The organism is Postechiella marina, from assembly GCF_039538365.1.
GTDB lineage: Bacteria > Bacteroidota > Bacteroidia > Flavobacteriales > Flavobacteriaceae > Postechiella > Postechiella marina.
This window is the reverse complement of record NZ_BAABCA010000008.1, coordinates 40,344-55,101: the sequence shown is the minus strand read 5'-3', so window position 1 is coordinate 55,101 and position 14,758 is coordinate 40,344. Positions and strand designations below refer to the sequence as shown.

Annotated in this window: 15 protein-coding genes; 8 read left to right on the top strand and 7 right to left on the bottom strand. The window is 31.2% G+C overall.

The window, feature by feature from the left end:
• Positions 1-167: 167 nt before the first annotated feature.
• From ABD715_RS16735 to ABD715_RS16710, 6 genes are all read right to left on the bottom strand, one after another.
• The gene (locus ABD715_RS16735) at positions 168-1,334 is read right to left on the bottom strand and encodes an acyl-CoA dehydrogenase family protein (protein ID WP_344789495.1); all 1,167 of its coding nucleotides are present in this window, start codon (positions 1,332-1,334) and stop codon (positions 168-170) included.
• Positions 1,335-1,345: 11 nt separating this feature from the next.
• Positions 1,346-2,212: a ComEA family DNA-binding protein gene (locus ABD715_RS16730; protein WP_344789494.1), complete on the bottom strand. Its 867-nt coding sequence runs from the start codon at positions 2,210-2,212 to the stop codon at positions 1,346-1,348.
• 18 nt (positions 2,213-2,230) lie between these two features.
• Positions 2,231-3,823 carry an alanine/glycine:cation symporter family protein gene (locus tag ABD715_RS16725; protein WP_344789493.1) on the bottom strand — a complete coding sequence of 531 codons (1,593 nt, stop codon included), beginning with the start codon at positions 3,821-3,823 and terminating at the stop codon, positions 2,231-2,233.
• Positions 3,824-3,932: 109 nt separating this feature from the next.
• Entirely contained in the window at positions 3,933-4,952 is a 1,020-nt protein-coding gene (locus ABD715_RS16720) for a potassium channel family protein (protein WP_344789492.1), read from the bottom strand.
• Between the two features lie 67 nt (positions 4,953-5,019).
• Positions 5,020-5,247, bottom strand: a complete 228-nt coding sequence (locus ABD715_RS16715) for a PspC domain-containing protein (RefSeq protein ID WP_344789491.1) — start codon at positions 5,245-5,247, stop codon at positions 5,020-5,022.
• A gap of 36 nt (positions 5,248-5,283) precedes the next feature.
• Positions 5,284-6,555, bottom strand: a complete 1,272-nt coding sequence (locus ABD715_RS16710; protein WP_344789490.1) for a DUF2851 family protein — start codon at positions 6,553-6,555, stop codon at positions 5,284-5,286.
• A 137-nt stretch (positions 6,556-6,692) separates the two neighbouring features.
• Between ABD715_RS16710 and ABD715_RS16705 the strand changes: the two genes are divergently transcribed.
• The 6 genes from ABD715_RS16705 (at position 6,693) to ABD715_RS16680 (ending at position 11,649) form a co-directional block, all read left to right on the top strand.
• Positions 6,693-6,995 (top strand): hypothetical protein, encoded by a 303-nt coding sequence (locus ABD715_RS16705; protein WP_344789489.1) that lies wholly within the window; start codon positions 6,693-6,695, stop codon positions 6,993-6,995.
• Positions 6,996-7,102: 107 nt separating this feature from the next.
• Positions 7,103-7,501: a DUF2721 domain-containing protein gene (locus ABD715_RS16700; RefSeq protein WP_344789488.1), complete on the top strand. Its 399-nt coding sequence runs from the start codon at positions 7,103-7,105 to the stop codon at positions 7,499-7,501.
• Between the two features lie 157 nt (positions 7,502-7,658).
• On the top strand, positions 7,659-8,774 hold the full coding sequence (locus tag ABD715_RS16695) for a glycoside hydrolase family 88/105 protein (RefSeq protein ID WP_344789487.1): 1,116 nt from the start codon (positions 7,659-7,661) through the stop codon (positions 8,772-8,774).
• Position 8,775: 1 nt separating this feature from the next.
• The gene (locus ABD715_RS16690) at positions 8,776-9,777 is read left to right on the top strand and encodes a DUF3500 domain-containing protein (protein ID WP_344789486.1); all 1,002 of its coding nucleotides are present in this window, start codon (positions 8,776-8,778) and stop codon (positions 9,775-9,777) included.
• Between the two features lie 3 nt (positions 9,778-9,780).
• Entirely contained in the window at positions 9,781-10,671 is an 891-nt protein-coding gene (locus ABD715_RS16685) for an SMP-30/gluconolactonase/LRE family protein (RefSeq protein WP_344789485.1), read from the top strand.
• A 27-nt stretch (positions 10,672-10,698) separates the two neighbouring features.
• Positions 10,699-11,649, top strand: a complete 951-nt coding sequence (locus ABD715_RS16680) for a tetratricopeptide repeat protein (RefSeq protein ID WP_344789484.1) — start codon at positions 10,699-10,701, stop codon at positions 11,647-11,649.
• A gap of 24 nt (positions 11,650-11,673) precedes the next feature.
• Here ABD715_RS16680 and rsmG read toward each other — a convergent pair whose 3' ends face one another.
• Complete coding sequence (gene rsmG, locus ABD715_RS16675) at positions 11,674-12,303, bottom strand: 16S rRNA (guanine(527)-N(7))-methyltransferase RsmG (RefSeq protein WP_344789483.1); 630 nt, start codon at positions 12,301-12,303, stop codon at positions 11,674-11,676.
• A gap of 141 nt (positions 12,304-12,444) precedes the next feature.
• On the opposite strand from rsmG, the gene ABD715_RS16670 reads away from it, so the two are divergent.
• Positions 12,445-13,539 (top strand): fatty acid desaturase family protein, encoded by a 1,095-nt coding sequence (locus tag ABD715_RS16670; RefSeq protein ID WP_344789482.1) that lies wholly within the window; start codon positions 12,445-12,447, stop codon positions 13,537-13,539.
• A 33-nt stretch (positions 13,540-13,572) separates the two neighbouring features.
• The gene (locus ABD715_RS16665) at positions 13,573-14,757 is read left to right on the top strand and encodes a pyridoxal phosphate-dependent aminotransferase (protein WP_344789481.1); all 1,185 of its coding nucleotides are present in this window, start codon (positions 13,573-13,575) and stop codon (positions 14,755-14,757) included.
• Position 14,758: the final 1 nt, after the last annotated feature.

Here is a 14,758-nt window from a genome sequence, read left to right as displayed (position 1 = left end):
ACTGGTTTGTATGCTTTCTTATCTATTACCATTTTAGCGATTGAAAAAACAATTTTCGCTAAAATAGTAATTAACCAAGTTTAGGTCGCTGGTTTGTATGCTTTCTTATCTATTACCATTTTAGCGATTGAAAAAACAATTTTCGCTAAAATAGTAATTAACCAAGTTTAGGTCGCTGGTTTGTATGCTTTCTTATCTATTACCATTTTAGCGATAATTTCTCTTAAAATTTCAGAGGTACCTCCACCTATTGGCCCTAGCCTACTATCGCGTAAAAGCCTTGCCATTGGATAATCTTCCATGTAACCATAACCGCCTAAAAATTGTAAACATTCGTAAATAACCTCATCTGCCATTTTTGTAGATTTTAGCTTAGATATGGTTGCTTCTTTTACAACATACTCTTTATTATTTAGCCTATTTGCAACAGTATAATTGTATTGTTTGCAAATTTCCATGTCTGCATATAAATCAACAAATTTATGCCTTAATGCTTGATATTTGTTTAACTGATTGCCAAATGCGGTTCTTTCGGACATATAGTTCAATGCATAGTTTAAAGCAAATTCTGCTCTTGCATGGGCATTAATACCCATTACTAAACGCTCTAATGCAAAATGCTGCATAATATACGCAAAGCCTTGGTTTTCTTCTCCTAAAATATTTGTTATTGGAATTTTAACATTGTCGAATGCTATCTCTGCAGTATCTGATGCTCTCCAGCCTAATTTATTTAATTTTGTTGCTGTAATTCCTGCTGTATCTCTATCTACTACAAAAATACTCATACCTTTATTACCTAATTCTGGTTTTGTTTTAGCTGCTACAACTAGGTAATCGCTATAAACACCGTTTGTAATAAATGTTTTAGAACCATTAAGCAAATAATGGTCTTCTTTTTTAACAGCTGTGGTAAGCATTCCTGCAACATCGCTACCTCCAGAAGGCTCTGAGATACACAAACAACCTATTTTTTCGCCAGCTATACTTGGTACTAAATAATTTTGTTTTATAGTTTCGTCTCCTTCTGCGTTAAGATGCGTCATAGCTAAATATACGTGCGCCCAAATTGCAGCTGCAAAACCTCCCGAATTTATTTTTTGCAATTCTTCTTGTAAAATAACGGTGTAGAAGAGGTCTAAATTTAAACCTCCGTAGGCTTCTGGATAATTGATACCCAAAAAACCCATGTCTCCAAACTTTTTCCAGATAAATTTATCTATTGTTCCTGTTTCCTCCCACTTATCTATGTGAGGCACCACTTCTTTTTGTAAAAAATCTGCTAAGCTTTCTCTAAAGAGATTATGTTCTTCTGTGAAGTACATATTATTCATACCGTTAGTTTTTATTCTAATGACAAATATAATTTAATTATATCGAATTTATTTAACGGAAAGTCTTTAACTTTTATTAATTCATCTAAAGATTTAAACCCTTCTCTTAGCTGCCTATATTCTACTATATAATATGCCACATCATAATCTATATATTTCACAGTTACTAACTCGTCTACAGAGGCTGTATTTAATTTTACTTTATTTATTTTACGTGGTGTTTTTACTGTAAAATCTTTTAAAATATATTCTATTGTTTCTGGTGTTAAGCCATAAATGTCTTGCAATTGCACATCTGCTATAAAACCACCTTTGTGTTTTTCTCTATAATTTATAATCCTTTTTGAAAAAGTTTCACCAATACCATATACTTTTTGAAGTTGTTTGGCTGTTGCTTTATTTAAATCTTGTTTTTGCGAAAATGTTTTAGGCTTATTCCTGTAATTTGAAACAGGCTTAACAGGTTTTGGATGCGTAACCCATTCTGGGAATTTAAAAAAAGGGCTTATTTTTTTTAATAATGAATCTGATATTTGAGTAACTTCTTGAAATTGCTTTGAAGAATTAATCCATTTGTCTTGTTTTCTAAAAGCGTGAAGTCTATCTATTTCTTTATTACTCATACCTAAAGATTCGCCTTTAAAATCTGTAATATAATTTGGATTAAAAGGATATATTTTAGGTTCGTTATTTTTAAGTTTTACTAACCTTAACGAATCTATTTCTTTAGTATATTTTTCAAGTTCTGCTTTATTTACAATTATTGATTCTGAAGAGAAATCGATAAAAAAGTATACACCTTGTAAAATAATTATAATAAGTACTAATAAAAAAATCCCATTTCGCTGTTCTTTAGAAAACGTGAAATGGGATTTCATAATATAAGTGTTTAAATTTTATTTACTTTTTTGAACTCCAATGGCTTTTAAGTATTTTGATAACTCTTCTTTTACCTTTGGAAATAGAATGAAACACCCTATTATGTTTGGCACTGCCATGGCGAATATCATTGCGTCTGAAAAATCTGTTACAGCTCCTAAACTTACTGCAGACCCAATTACGATGAATATACAAAATAAAATTTTATATGAATAGTCTGAAGCTTTAGATCGTCCAAATAAAAACATCCAAGATTGAAGTCCGTAATAAGACCAAGATAACATTGTTGACAATGCAAATAAAACCACTGCTAATGTTAAAACATAAGGAAACCACGGTAAAACAGATGCAAAAGCTTTAGATGTTGCTAAAACACCATCTGGTGCTTTTACTCCATACTCCATAATGCTTCCGTCTCCGTTTGTAATTATAATAACTAAGGCTGTCATGGTACAAACTACAACTGTATCTATAAACGGTTCTAGTAATGCCACTAACCCTTCTGATGCTGGATAATTAGTTTTTACTGCAGAGTGTGCTATAGCTGCAGAACCTACACCTGCCTCGTTAGAGAAAGCTGCTCTTTGAAAACCAATAATTAAAACACCTAAAACACCCCCAGTTATACCTTTAGCATTAAAAGCTCCATCAAATATTTGCCCAAAAGCATCGCCTATTAAACTAAAGTGAGATACTAAAATAACAATGGCTGCTAAAAAATAAATACCTACCATAAAAGGCACAACCTTTTCTGTTATGCTTCCTATTCTTTTAATGCCTCCAATAATTACAACTCCTACTGTTATAGCCATTACTATTCCAAATACAACACCTGCTGCTGTAGAGTTTGCTCCTATCATGGTATTAAATTGTTGTGCTGCTTGGTTAGCTTGAAACATATTACCACCTCCAAAAGAACCACCTATACACATTACTGCAAAAATTACTGCTAGTACTTTGCCTAAAGTACCTTTACCAACATCTGCAAGTCCCTTTTTTAAATAATACATTGGACCTCCAAATACAGTACCATCTTCGCCAATATCTCTATATTTTACACCTAAAGTACACTCTACAAACTTAGAAGACATACCTAGCAATCCTGCTAAAATCATCCAAAATGTAGCTCCTGGTCCTCCTAACGAAATAGCAATTGCTACACCTGCAATATTACCTAAACCAACAGTGCCTGATAAGGCTGCTGTTAAAGCTTGAAAATGAGACACCTCACCCTCTTGCCCTTCTACAGCAATAGTATCTACTATATCGCCATCTACTACATTTACCATAGATTTAGGCTCTACTTCATGATGATCTACATCGTCATACTTACCTCTAACAATATTTATAGATACTGGAAATCTTCTAACATTTACTAATTTAAATAATATACTAAATGTTAAACCTGCTAACAACAGCATAATTATAACTATTGGCATGCCTAAATTTTCAGAAAATTTTATGGGATAAAAAACAAAAGAGCCCCAAGCATCGGATATGGGTTTAAAAGCATCATTAAATTTTTCATCCATTCCTTTTTCTACCACTTCTTGTGCAAAAGTTAAAAATGGAACTATTAATGCAAGTGCTGAGAGAAGATATTTCTTCATATAAATCATAAAATTTTTTTGTGTTTATTGAAAGATTCTTATTAGAATATGGCAAGATGCTAAAAAAAAATGGTTTTTTAAAGAGAAAGCTGTTAAAATAGCAAGACAGTTAGTGTATATCGTACTCAGAATTTAGAGCTTCTATTTGCTCTGGTCTTCCTAAAACAATAATTTTAGAATTTGTAGCAAGTTCTAATTCTGCTTCTGGATTTACAATATATTCGCCTTTTTCGTCTTTATAACCAATAACGGTACATCCTGTTTTTTTACGTAAATCTAAATCTTTAATTGTTTTAATAGCGTTGTTGCTATGCAACTTCTCTACAGCGACCTCTTCTATATTAATATTAGATTTACCAACTATAGAAAGATTATCGATAAACTCCATTAAACCAGGTACCACTACTAAAGATGCCATGTGGTCGCCTCCAATATTATCTGGAAGTATAACATTATTAGCTCCTGCAAATTTTAATTTATCGTAAGACGATTCGTGAGATGCTCTACTTATTATATTTATATCTTTATTTAATTGTCTTGTAGATAGCACCACAAATAAATTATCGGCATCACTTGGTAAAGCCGAAATAAAACTTGACGCTCTTTCTATACCTGCTTGTATTAAAATAGCATCTTCGTTTGCATTACCAATTACGTATGGTACATGATCTAATTGCAAACGCTCTTCCATCTCTTTGTCTTTTTCTATAACAACAAACAGTTTATTATGGGCTGATAATTTTTTTACCGTTTGCTTACCATTTCGCCCGTAACCACAAACAACAACATGATTATTAAAACTATCAATTTTTTTTTGCATCCTTTTATGTTTTAATTCTTCAATATGATCTTTACTTAAAATATACTCTGTAATAACAGATAGCGCATAACCTACAATTACAACGCTAGCTAAAATTAAAAAAATAGTAAATATTTTTGATTGATCATCTAACGGAACAACCTCTCCAAAACCTACGGTTGTCATGGTAATAACCGTCATATATAGCGCATCTATCCACGAATATCCAGAAATCATCATATATCCAGATACGCCTATTAGCAAAATTATTACTAACAGTAAAATAGCTGTGTATATTTTCGTTCTAAAAAATTTTACAACTGGATTCATATTTACACGTATTAAAGCTTCATGTTAAAACACTCCTGTTTAGCTAATTATTTAAAAGCCTATTATTTTATAAATCGAATACAGACGAGCGTTTTGTATAAATTAAATCTTTAATTCGCATCCAAAAAGCTAAAAACAAATAAAGCGCAAAACCAAAACCAACCGTTACAAAAGTTACATACATAAAAGATGTTCTTACAACTTTTGCTCGTATTCCAAACCTATCGGCAATACGCTGACAAACGTAGTAACCGTGCTTCTGGAAATAAAGTAATGGTTTGTAAAAAATGTTCATGCTGCAATTTACTGCTAAGTTTTTTTGTTTAAAAATTTATTTATTTAAAAGTTTGCTTCCTATAGCGCACTGTAAGCATTTGTTTTTAGAACAATATTCGTTTTTTAACTGAATTAAACCTTGCGAATCTAAAGCAGAAAACGAGACTTTTTTTAAAGAGTTAAACTTATTAACAATATTATTTTTTTCTGATTTTAATTCACTTATTAATTTGATAATGCTATCATCTATCTGCTTACCTTGATACTTGGCATAACTAAACTTTAAAGGGATAATGGTATTAATTAACAGAAGATCTATAAACGGTTTAGCGACTATCTTTTTACGCGATTTAGACACTTTATTAAATGTATAATGGGTTTCCCAAAAAGCAGAAGTAGATACTGCAAACAAATTATAAAAATCTGACAGCGTATTGGTATCTATAACTTTTGAAAATATATTTTGCTCACTACAATACAACCGGGCTAATTGAGACAACCTAATAGTGGGGAAATTTGGAGGTCGCAACCTAAAAAACTGAATTGGAGACACGCCTTCTTTTTGCAATTTAAACTTTTGCTGCAAAAACGTATATTCTTTAAGCAACTCTTTAACATAAGCCTCTTCTACTTCTTTATCTAACAAATTAGATTGACCAAAAAACAAAGCCTCCAACTGCATTTGTTTGCTTTGCAGTTTTCTAACTACAGAAAAATTTGCAGATTTAGCAATACTTAAAAAAGCATCGCCATTAACTCTAGAACCAAAACTTTTGGCTAACATTTTAAATAATACAGCTTCCCAATCGTTTTTAGATTCTAATAATAAGGCATTAATATCGAAAGCCTTTCGTTCTAATCGTTCAAAATACAAACGTTCAAGCCAGTTTTTAATCGTAAAATCGTCAATATTAATAAAATCGCTTTCACAATTAACCCAAGTTCCTGGTTTAGAAAACAAATTATGATAATTAGCGAGAGCTTTTTTTTCTACAAAATATTTTAACTCTAATGTTGGTATTACTACGTTATCTTTTCTAAAAACATCTGTGTCGTGCTCCCAAACTACGTGTAAAATAACGTTATCGTAAGCCGCATCATTTTCGTGATTATGCACATACCAATCAGATGAATTAATATGAATCTCAACATTTCCTGCCCAAAGCTGATCGCCTATTTTTAATTTTGAATTAAAAAAATCTGGTCCAGAGTTTAAATTGTGTTGCCCTACTGACAGAATAGAGATAGACTCTTGGTTTGATGTTTTTATATTAAGAATATCAAACTTTTTATATTGCCACAAATAGTGTAAAAAATCTTCTTGCATGCTTCTAAAATATGAAAAGCTTCAAGATATAGCAACTTAGACCATTTGTTTTGTTACGAAGAACATTTAATATTTTAACTTAAGCGTTCTTATTATATTTTTGTTTTAAACACTACATAACTATAAACTAAATTATTATGAAAAAATTAGCATTATTATTTTTCGCTTTATTACTTACAATCTCTGTTAGTGCTCAACAAAAAAAGAATTTTGCTGGCGCTACTGCTGCTGCTGGATTAACTAAGCAAGAAACAGTTGAAGCAACAGCTATTAACAAAGAAAAAACAACCCAAATAAAAGCTATTAGAAAACAACAATTAGCTAAAGACGTAGAAAAAGAAAAGATAAAAGAAGTAAAAAAAGCTGCTTCAAATAAGATTAAAAAAATAGTAGGAAAAGAAAAATTTAAAGCTATGAATGCTTATTGGAAGAAAAAATAAACAACAATACATTTAAATTACATTTTAAAGAGAACTTAATTATAAGTTCTCTTTTTTTTATATACTAAAATAAGTTTTAAGTTTATAACTTTAAATAAAATTTAGTTATGCAAGAACTCACACTTACTACACCTGCCCTTTTATTCTCTGCTATATCTCTAATTATGCTAGCCTATACCAACCGGTTTTTAGCCTACGCTGCTGTAGTAAGAAATTTGCACGACAAGTATTCTAAAAACAAAAAAACAGTTTTAATTAAACAAATAAAAAATATTAAACAACGCCTTTACCTTACACGTACCATGCAAATATTTGGTATTTCTAGCTTATTACTTTGCGTTTTAACTATGTTTTTAATTTATATTAAACAGCATACAATTGCTACATGGACTTTTGGTTTGGCGTTACTCCTTTTAATTATATCGCTTTCACTTTTAATTGTAGAAATTCAGATATCTGTAAAAGCATTAGAACATCATATTAGCGATATAGAAGGTAACGAGTAGCTCCATTTTTTATTTACATCCTAGGCATGGGTTTAAATATACATAACAAATGTTTTAATTTTAGCTTAAGACCTATTCACTTCAATTAAATTTTATAAATTTAAACGTGTAAAAATTAAAGCACAAACATTACAATCAACCAACTAAACCACTACCAATGACATTTTTAAAAGCCTTTTTTGTCTTTTCTATTTTAACGTTTTCTATTTCAAATCAAGCGCAACAGGACATTAAACCTACAGAAGTAAAACAAATAATGAAACGTGTTGCCGATTGGCAAATAGAACATTTTAAAGATACTTACAGTAACAGAAAAAAACCGCATCACCCTTTAGATTGGACCAACGGTGCTCTTTATGTTGGCATGGCAAAATGGGCAAAAATGTCTGATAACAATACATATTACAACTGGCTTAAAAAAATTGGCGAAGACAACCAATGGAAATTATACCGCAGACCATACCATGCAGACGACCATACTGTAGGGCAACTATATTTTGAACTGTATAAAAAATATGGTGATAAAAACATGATTAAGCCTACTCAAAAAGCTTTCGATTATATTATTTATCACCCTTCTCAATCTAAATTAAACTGGAAAACGCCTTATCATCAAGATAGATGGAATTGGTGCGATGCCCTTTTTATGGCTCCTCCTGTTTTAGCTAATCTTTATAAAACCACTGGCGATAAAAAGTATTTAAATTTTTTAATGCAAGAATATAAGACTACTACAAATTTTTTATTTGATAAAAAAGAGAACTTATACTATAGAGACGAAAGCTATATGGGCAAATTAGATAATGGCACCAAAATATTTTGGTCTAGAGGAAACGGATGGGTATTTGCTGGACTTACTAATATTATGAATGCGCTTAACCCCAATACAAAAGAATACAAATACTTTTTAAAAATTTATAAAAAAATGGCTAAAAAGCTTATTGAAATACAAACAAAAGAAGGCCATTGGGCTATGAGTTTGTTAGGTCAAGAATTTTACCCTACACCAGAAACTAGCGGATCGTCTTTTTACACCTATGGTTTAGCCTGGGGAATAAACAATAATATTCTTGACAAAAAAACTTATGGCAATGCGGTTAAAAAAGGATGGAACGCCTTGACAGGTTATGTAACAAAAGATGGTATGTTAGGTTATGTGCAACCTATTGGTGCAGCTCCCGGAAAAGCATGGCCAGATAAAACAGAGGTTTATGGTACTGGAGCTTTTTTAAGCGCTGGTTCTGAGGTTTACAAACTATACAAAGGAAAGTAACATGAATACCTCCAAAATTATATTATTACTTATGTCTCTTAGTTTTTTTGCTTTTAAAACTCTAAAAACTAACCCTGCTGTACTATTTTTAAATGCACTTAATAACGAACAAAAAAGTAAAGCCTTACTCGACTTTAACGACCCTTTAAAAGATAAATGGCATTATTTACCACACAGTATGTTTGTTAGAGAGGGTATTTCTATAAAAGAACTACAACATGAGCAAAAACAACTCTTATTTAATTTATTACAAACATCGTTAAGTAAATCTGGTTACAATAAAACACGTAAAATAATAGATTTAGAAAATGTTTTAGCTAAAATTTCTGGAGACCCAGTTTATAGAGATTCCGAAAAATATTATGCTACTTTTTACGGTAATCCTGCTACAGATAAAATTTGGAGTTGGTCTTTTGAAGGCCACCATATATCTTTAAACTTTACAATATCTGGTAAAAAAACATCTTTTTCTCCTCGTTTTTTTGGTTCTAATCCTGCTACAATAACCACCGGAAAAAGAAAAGGAGAACGTACACTTTACAAAGAAGACGACCTTGCATTAAAACTTATAAACACCTTTTCTAAAGATCAAAAACAACAAGCTTCTCTTAAAAACAGAACTTTTAAAGATATTTACACCAAAAACAAATCAAAAGTTAAAGCTTTAAAAACTACCGGTATTTCTTTTAAAGACTTAAATAAAGAGCAACAAAAAGAATTACTGCAATTAATTACTGTACATATAGCATATATGCCTGAAGAAAAAGCAGCAAATAAATTAAACAAAATAAAAGAAGAAGGTTTAGATGCAATTCATTTTTCTTGGTCTGGCGCCTACCAAGTTAATAAACCCCATTATTATAGAATTCAAGGAAAATCTTTTGTAGCAGAATTCGATAACCTACAAAATAATGCCAAACATATACATGTAGTTTGGCGAGATTTTAATGGCGACTTTGGCAGAGATTTAATAAGAGAACATTACGAAAAAGTACCGCATTAAAATATGACTTTCAATAAATTAACAACTATTATACTGTTGCTTAACACCTTTAATATATATGCACAAAACAGAGGTGAAATTGTAGACAAAAATTCTAAAATAGAGCGCATAAAAACCGGGTTTGCTTTTACAGAAGGTCCTGCAGTTGCTAAAGATGGACGTGTCTATTTTACAGACCAACCCAATGACAAAATTTACATTTGGGACGAAAACAAAGGTGTTTCTCTATATTTAGAAGGCACAGGCAGATCTAACGGAATGTATTTTAATGCCAAAAATCAACTGGTTACTTGTGCAGACGAGAAAAACCAACTAGGCTATTTTAACAAGAATAAACAGCTAGTCGTTTTGCATCAAAACTATAATGGCAAACACTTAAATGCTCCAAACGATTTATGGATTACTCCAAAAGGAGGCATTTATTTTACAGATCCATATTATCACAGAAAGTGGTGGACAAAAAACCATAAAGAAATCCAAGACACTCGTGGTGTTTACTTTTTAAATACTAACGGAAAAATTTTTAGGGTTATAAACGATTTTAAAACTCCAAACGGAATAATAGGAACACCAAATGGAAAAACACTTTATGTTGCCGATATTCAAGATAAAAAAATATGGAAATACGATATACAAAAAGATGGAACTTTAACAAACAAAACATTTTTTGCTCCACATGGTAGTGATGGTATGACTATTGATAATAAAGGTAATGTATATTTAACATCTGAAAAAGTTTGGGTTTACAATAAAAAAGGACTATTAATTAAAGAAATTAAATGCCCTGAAAAACCTGCTAACATTTGTTTTGGTGGTAAAAAAAGAAAGACCCTTTTTATAACAGCACGAAAATCTATTTATACTCTAAAAATGAAAGTTAAAGGTGTAGATTAAATATACATTTAATTTTATATTTGAATTATGCGAAAACTCATCCTACTAATAACCTTTATTCCTATATTTTGTAGTGCTCAAGCCAATAAATTTATCAGGCAAGGCCTAAGAGCGTCTACTCCCCAAGAAAAAATAGCCTTATTTAACCAAGCTATTTTAATAGACTCAAAAAATCTTGACGCTCATTTTTATCGTGGTCTTGAAAAATTTAATCTAGAAGATTACAACGCAGCCATACTAGACTTTACTAAAGTTATTTTCTATAAACCCGATGCCGATTCTTACTACAATAGAGCAAATGCTAAATTTAATTTGGAAGATTATAAAGGTGCTTTGGACGATTACACCAAAGCCACAGAAATAGACCCAGAACTTATTGATGCTTACTACAATTTAGGACGCACAAAATTTTATTTAGAAGACTATCAAGGCGCTATAACAGACCTAACTAGAGTGCTTAAATTTTTTCCTAGTGATGCTAGCGCCTATACTTTAAGAGCGCAATGTTATATGGCACTTAAAAATTACAAAGAGGCCTTTAAAAATTTTAGATACAGCATTTTAATTAACAAAAACGACAATGCCTATTATAAAAGAGGAATTGCTTTATTAGATGTAAAATATTTTAAAGAGTCAAAGTCTGATTTTTTAAAAGTAATTAAGCTTAACAAAAATAATATTCCTGCTTATTTTTATTTAGCTGCTTCACATTTATTTTTAGGTGAATATGCACCAGCAATTTCAACATTTAATGTTTCTATTGCTAATGATTCTTTAGATTTTGATGCACATTTAGGCTTAGCTATATCCTATTTAAAATCTAACAATTTAGAACAAGCAAAAAAGCATTTTCTAAAAGCAAAAAATATTTTACTAATAACAAATTCTGTTAAAATTGAAGACTTTAAAAATTCTTACTGGTATCAAAATCATTATTTTTATTTTAATCAAGTTTGTTCAGAATTAATTAAGCTGTAATAATCGTAACATATTCTTTTTAAACTACCCACGATACTTCATAGGTAAATGCACTACTTTTTTGGTATCATAAAAATCTTCTTCGTAAAAATCTTTTAAATCGTAAATAGTTGTGGTTTTATAATCTTTAAGCTCTTCGGTTAAATCACCTCCTTTTAAATATATAATACCATTTTTTAATTCATGTTTTTGTTCTTTGGCTATTTTACCTTTAACCCAATGTACAAAGGTTGGCATAGCAGCAACCGCTCTACTAATTATAAAATCGTAAGTATCGTTAATAGCCTCTACCCTACTGTGGGTGGTTTTTACGTTAGTTAAACCTAGCCCAGTAACAACCTCATTTACAACCTTGAGTTTTTTTGCAATACTGTCTACCAAATGGAATGAACACTCTGGATACATAATAGCTAAAGGTATACCAGGAAAACCGCCACCTGTTCCAACATCCATTAATTTACTCCCATCTTTAAACTCAATAACCTTTGCTATTGCCAAAGAATGTACAACATGGCGCAAATAAAGCTCATCTATATCTTTACGCGACACCACATTTATTTTTAAATTCCAATCTTGGTAAAGTGCTTCTAGCTTTTCAAACTTATCAATTTGATCTTGGGTAAGGTTTGGAAAGTATTTTAATATTAGTTCCATAGGTTGTTAAATTTTCAACAAAAATATACTTTTTGCACACATATTTTTACAAAAAAACGTTATTACTTGAATTGGTTTATTCCTATCTTTGCCTCAGGTATGATCAATAATTTATTTTTTAATCATATTAAATTTAATAGCATGACTAAACAAACACTCTCATTTTCCAGAACCGATTCTGCAAAGTTTTTTAAAACACTAAATAAACGTGTTAATAATTACTTTAAAGAAAATAATATAAAGCGCACTGGAAACTGGAAATTATACTTCAAAGCAATTGTTATGTTTGCTTTATTAATTGTACCAGCAGTTTTAATTTTAACTATTAACTTACCTGGTTGGGCACAAGCTTTACTTATGGTTGTTGTTGGTATTGGTATGGCTGGTGTTGGCATGAATGTAATGCACGATGCAAACCATGGCTCTTTTTCCAGTAAAAAATGGGTAAACAAACTAATGGGAAGCAGCATTTATATTTTAGCTGGCAACGATTACAACTGGAAAGTACAACACAACGTTTTACACCACACGTATACTAATATTCAAGGACATGATGAGGATATTGATGCAGGAAGAATTATTCGTTTTTCTAAGCATACCAAATGGATGCGTATTCATAAATATCAAAAATATTATGCCTTCTTTTTATACGGTTTATTAACTGCAAACTGGGCAATTACTACAGATTTTAAGCAAACTTACGTTTACCTTAAAAGAAAATTAGCATACGGTAAATTACCGCACCCAGCAACACAATGGACTAAGTTAATTATTGGTAAAATAGTTTACTATTCTGTTTGGGTGGTTTTACCTCTTGCTTTAGGTTTTGCTTGGTGGCAAGTTTTAATAGGCTTTTTAATTATGCACTATACAGCGGGTATTATTTTAAGTGTTATTTTTCAGTTAGCCCATGTTATGCCTAATACAGAAATGCCTTTACCAGATGCTAAAGGAAACATGAAAAATACTTGGGCTATCCATCAACTATTTACAACCTCTAACTTTTCGCCTAAAAGTTGGTTAGCCGAGTTTTATACTGGTGGATTAAACAGACAAGTAGAGCACCATTTATTTGCAAATATTAGTCACGTACACTACAGTAAAATAGCAAAAATAGTTAAAGAAACAGCAAAAGAGTTTAGCCTACCATATAACGAATATAATACGTTTTGGGGAGCTGTTAGCGAGCACTACAACCAATTAAAGGTGCTAGGTAAAAAACCTAGTTTAGCCTAAATTTAAATTTACATTTATAAACAATTATATACAATGCAATTACTATCTGATAGAATTTTAAACATGGCAACGTCTGCAACGTTAGCAATGGCTGCTAAAGCTAGAGAGCTTAGAGGCGAAGGAAAAGATATTATTGGTTTAAGTCTTGGAGAACCAGACTTTAATACTCCCGATTTTATTAAAGATGCAGCGATACAAGCAGTAAACGACAATTACAACTCGTACTCTCCTGTTGATGGTTATGCCGATTTAAAAGAAGCTATTATTACCAAGTTTAAACGCGACAATAATTTAACGTATACACCTGCTCAAATAGTAGTATCTACTGGAGCTAAACAAGCACTTGCTAACATTGCTGGTGTTATGCTTAATAAAGGTGACGAGGTTATTTTACCATGTCCTTACTGGGTAAGTTATTCAGATATTGTAAAGTTAAATGACGGTACTCCTGTAGAAGTTAAAACATCTATTGATACCGATTTTAAAATGACGCCCGATCAACTTGAAGCAGCTATTACTCCAAACACAAAAATGATGTGGTTTAGCTCGCCTTGTAACCCAAGCGGATCTGTTTATACTAAAGAAGAGTTAAGAGGTTTAGCTGATGTATTAGCAAAACACCCTAATATTTATGTGGTTTCTGATGAAATTTACGAACACATAAACTACGGACAAGGTCATGCAAGTATTGCTGAGTTTGACGATATGTATGACAGAACTATTACTGTAAATGGTGTATCTAAAGCCTTTGCAATGACGGGATGGCGTATTGGTTTTATTGGTGGACCAGAAAAAATTGCTAGAGCTTGTAATAAATTACAAGGACAAATGACAAGTGGAGCCAACTGTATTGCACAACGTGCAGTAATTACAGCTTTAAACGCAGACCCTTCTTCTGTAAAATATATGATTGATGAATTTAAAATTCGTCGTGATTTAATTTTGGATTTATTAGGAGATATTGAAGGTTTTAAATCTAACACACCTGATGGCGCTTTTTACGTATTTCCAGATGTTACGCATTTCTTTGGAAAAACATTAAAAGGAAAAACAATAAATAATGCTACAGATTTTTCTTTATACTTATTAGAAGAGGCTCTTGTTGCAACCGTAACTGGTGAAGCTTTTGGAAACCCTAACTGTATTAGAATTTCTTATGCTGCATCTCAAGAACAAATTATTGAAGCTATTAAACGTATTAAAGAAGCTGTAAGCTAAC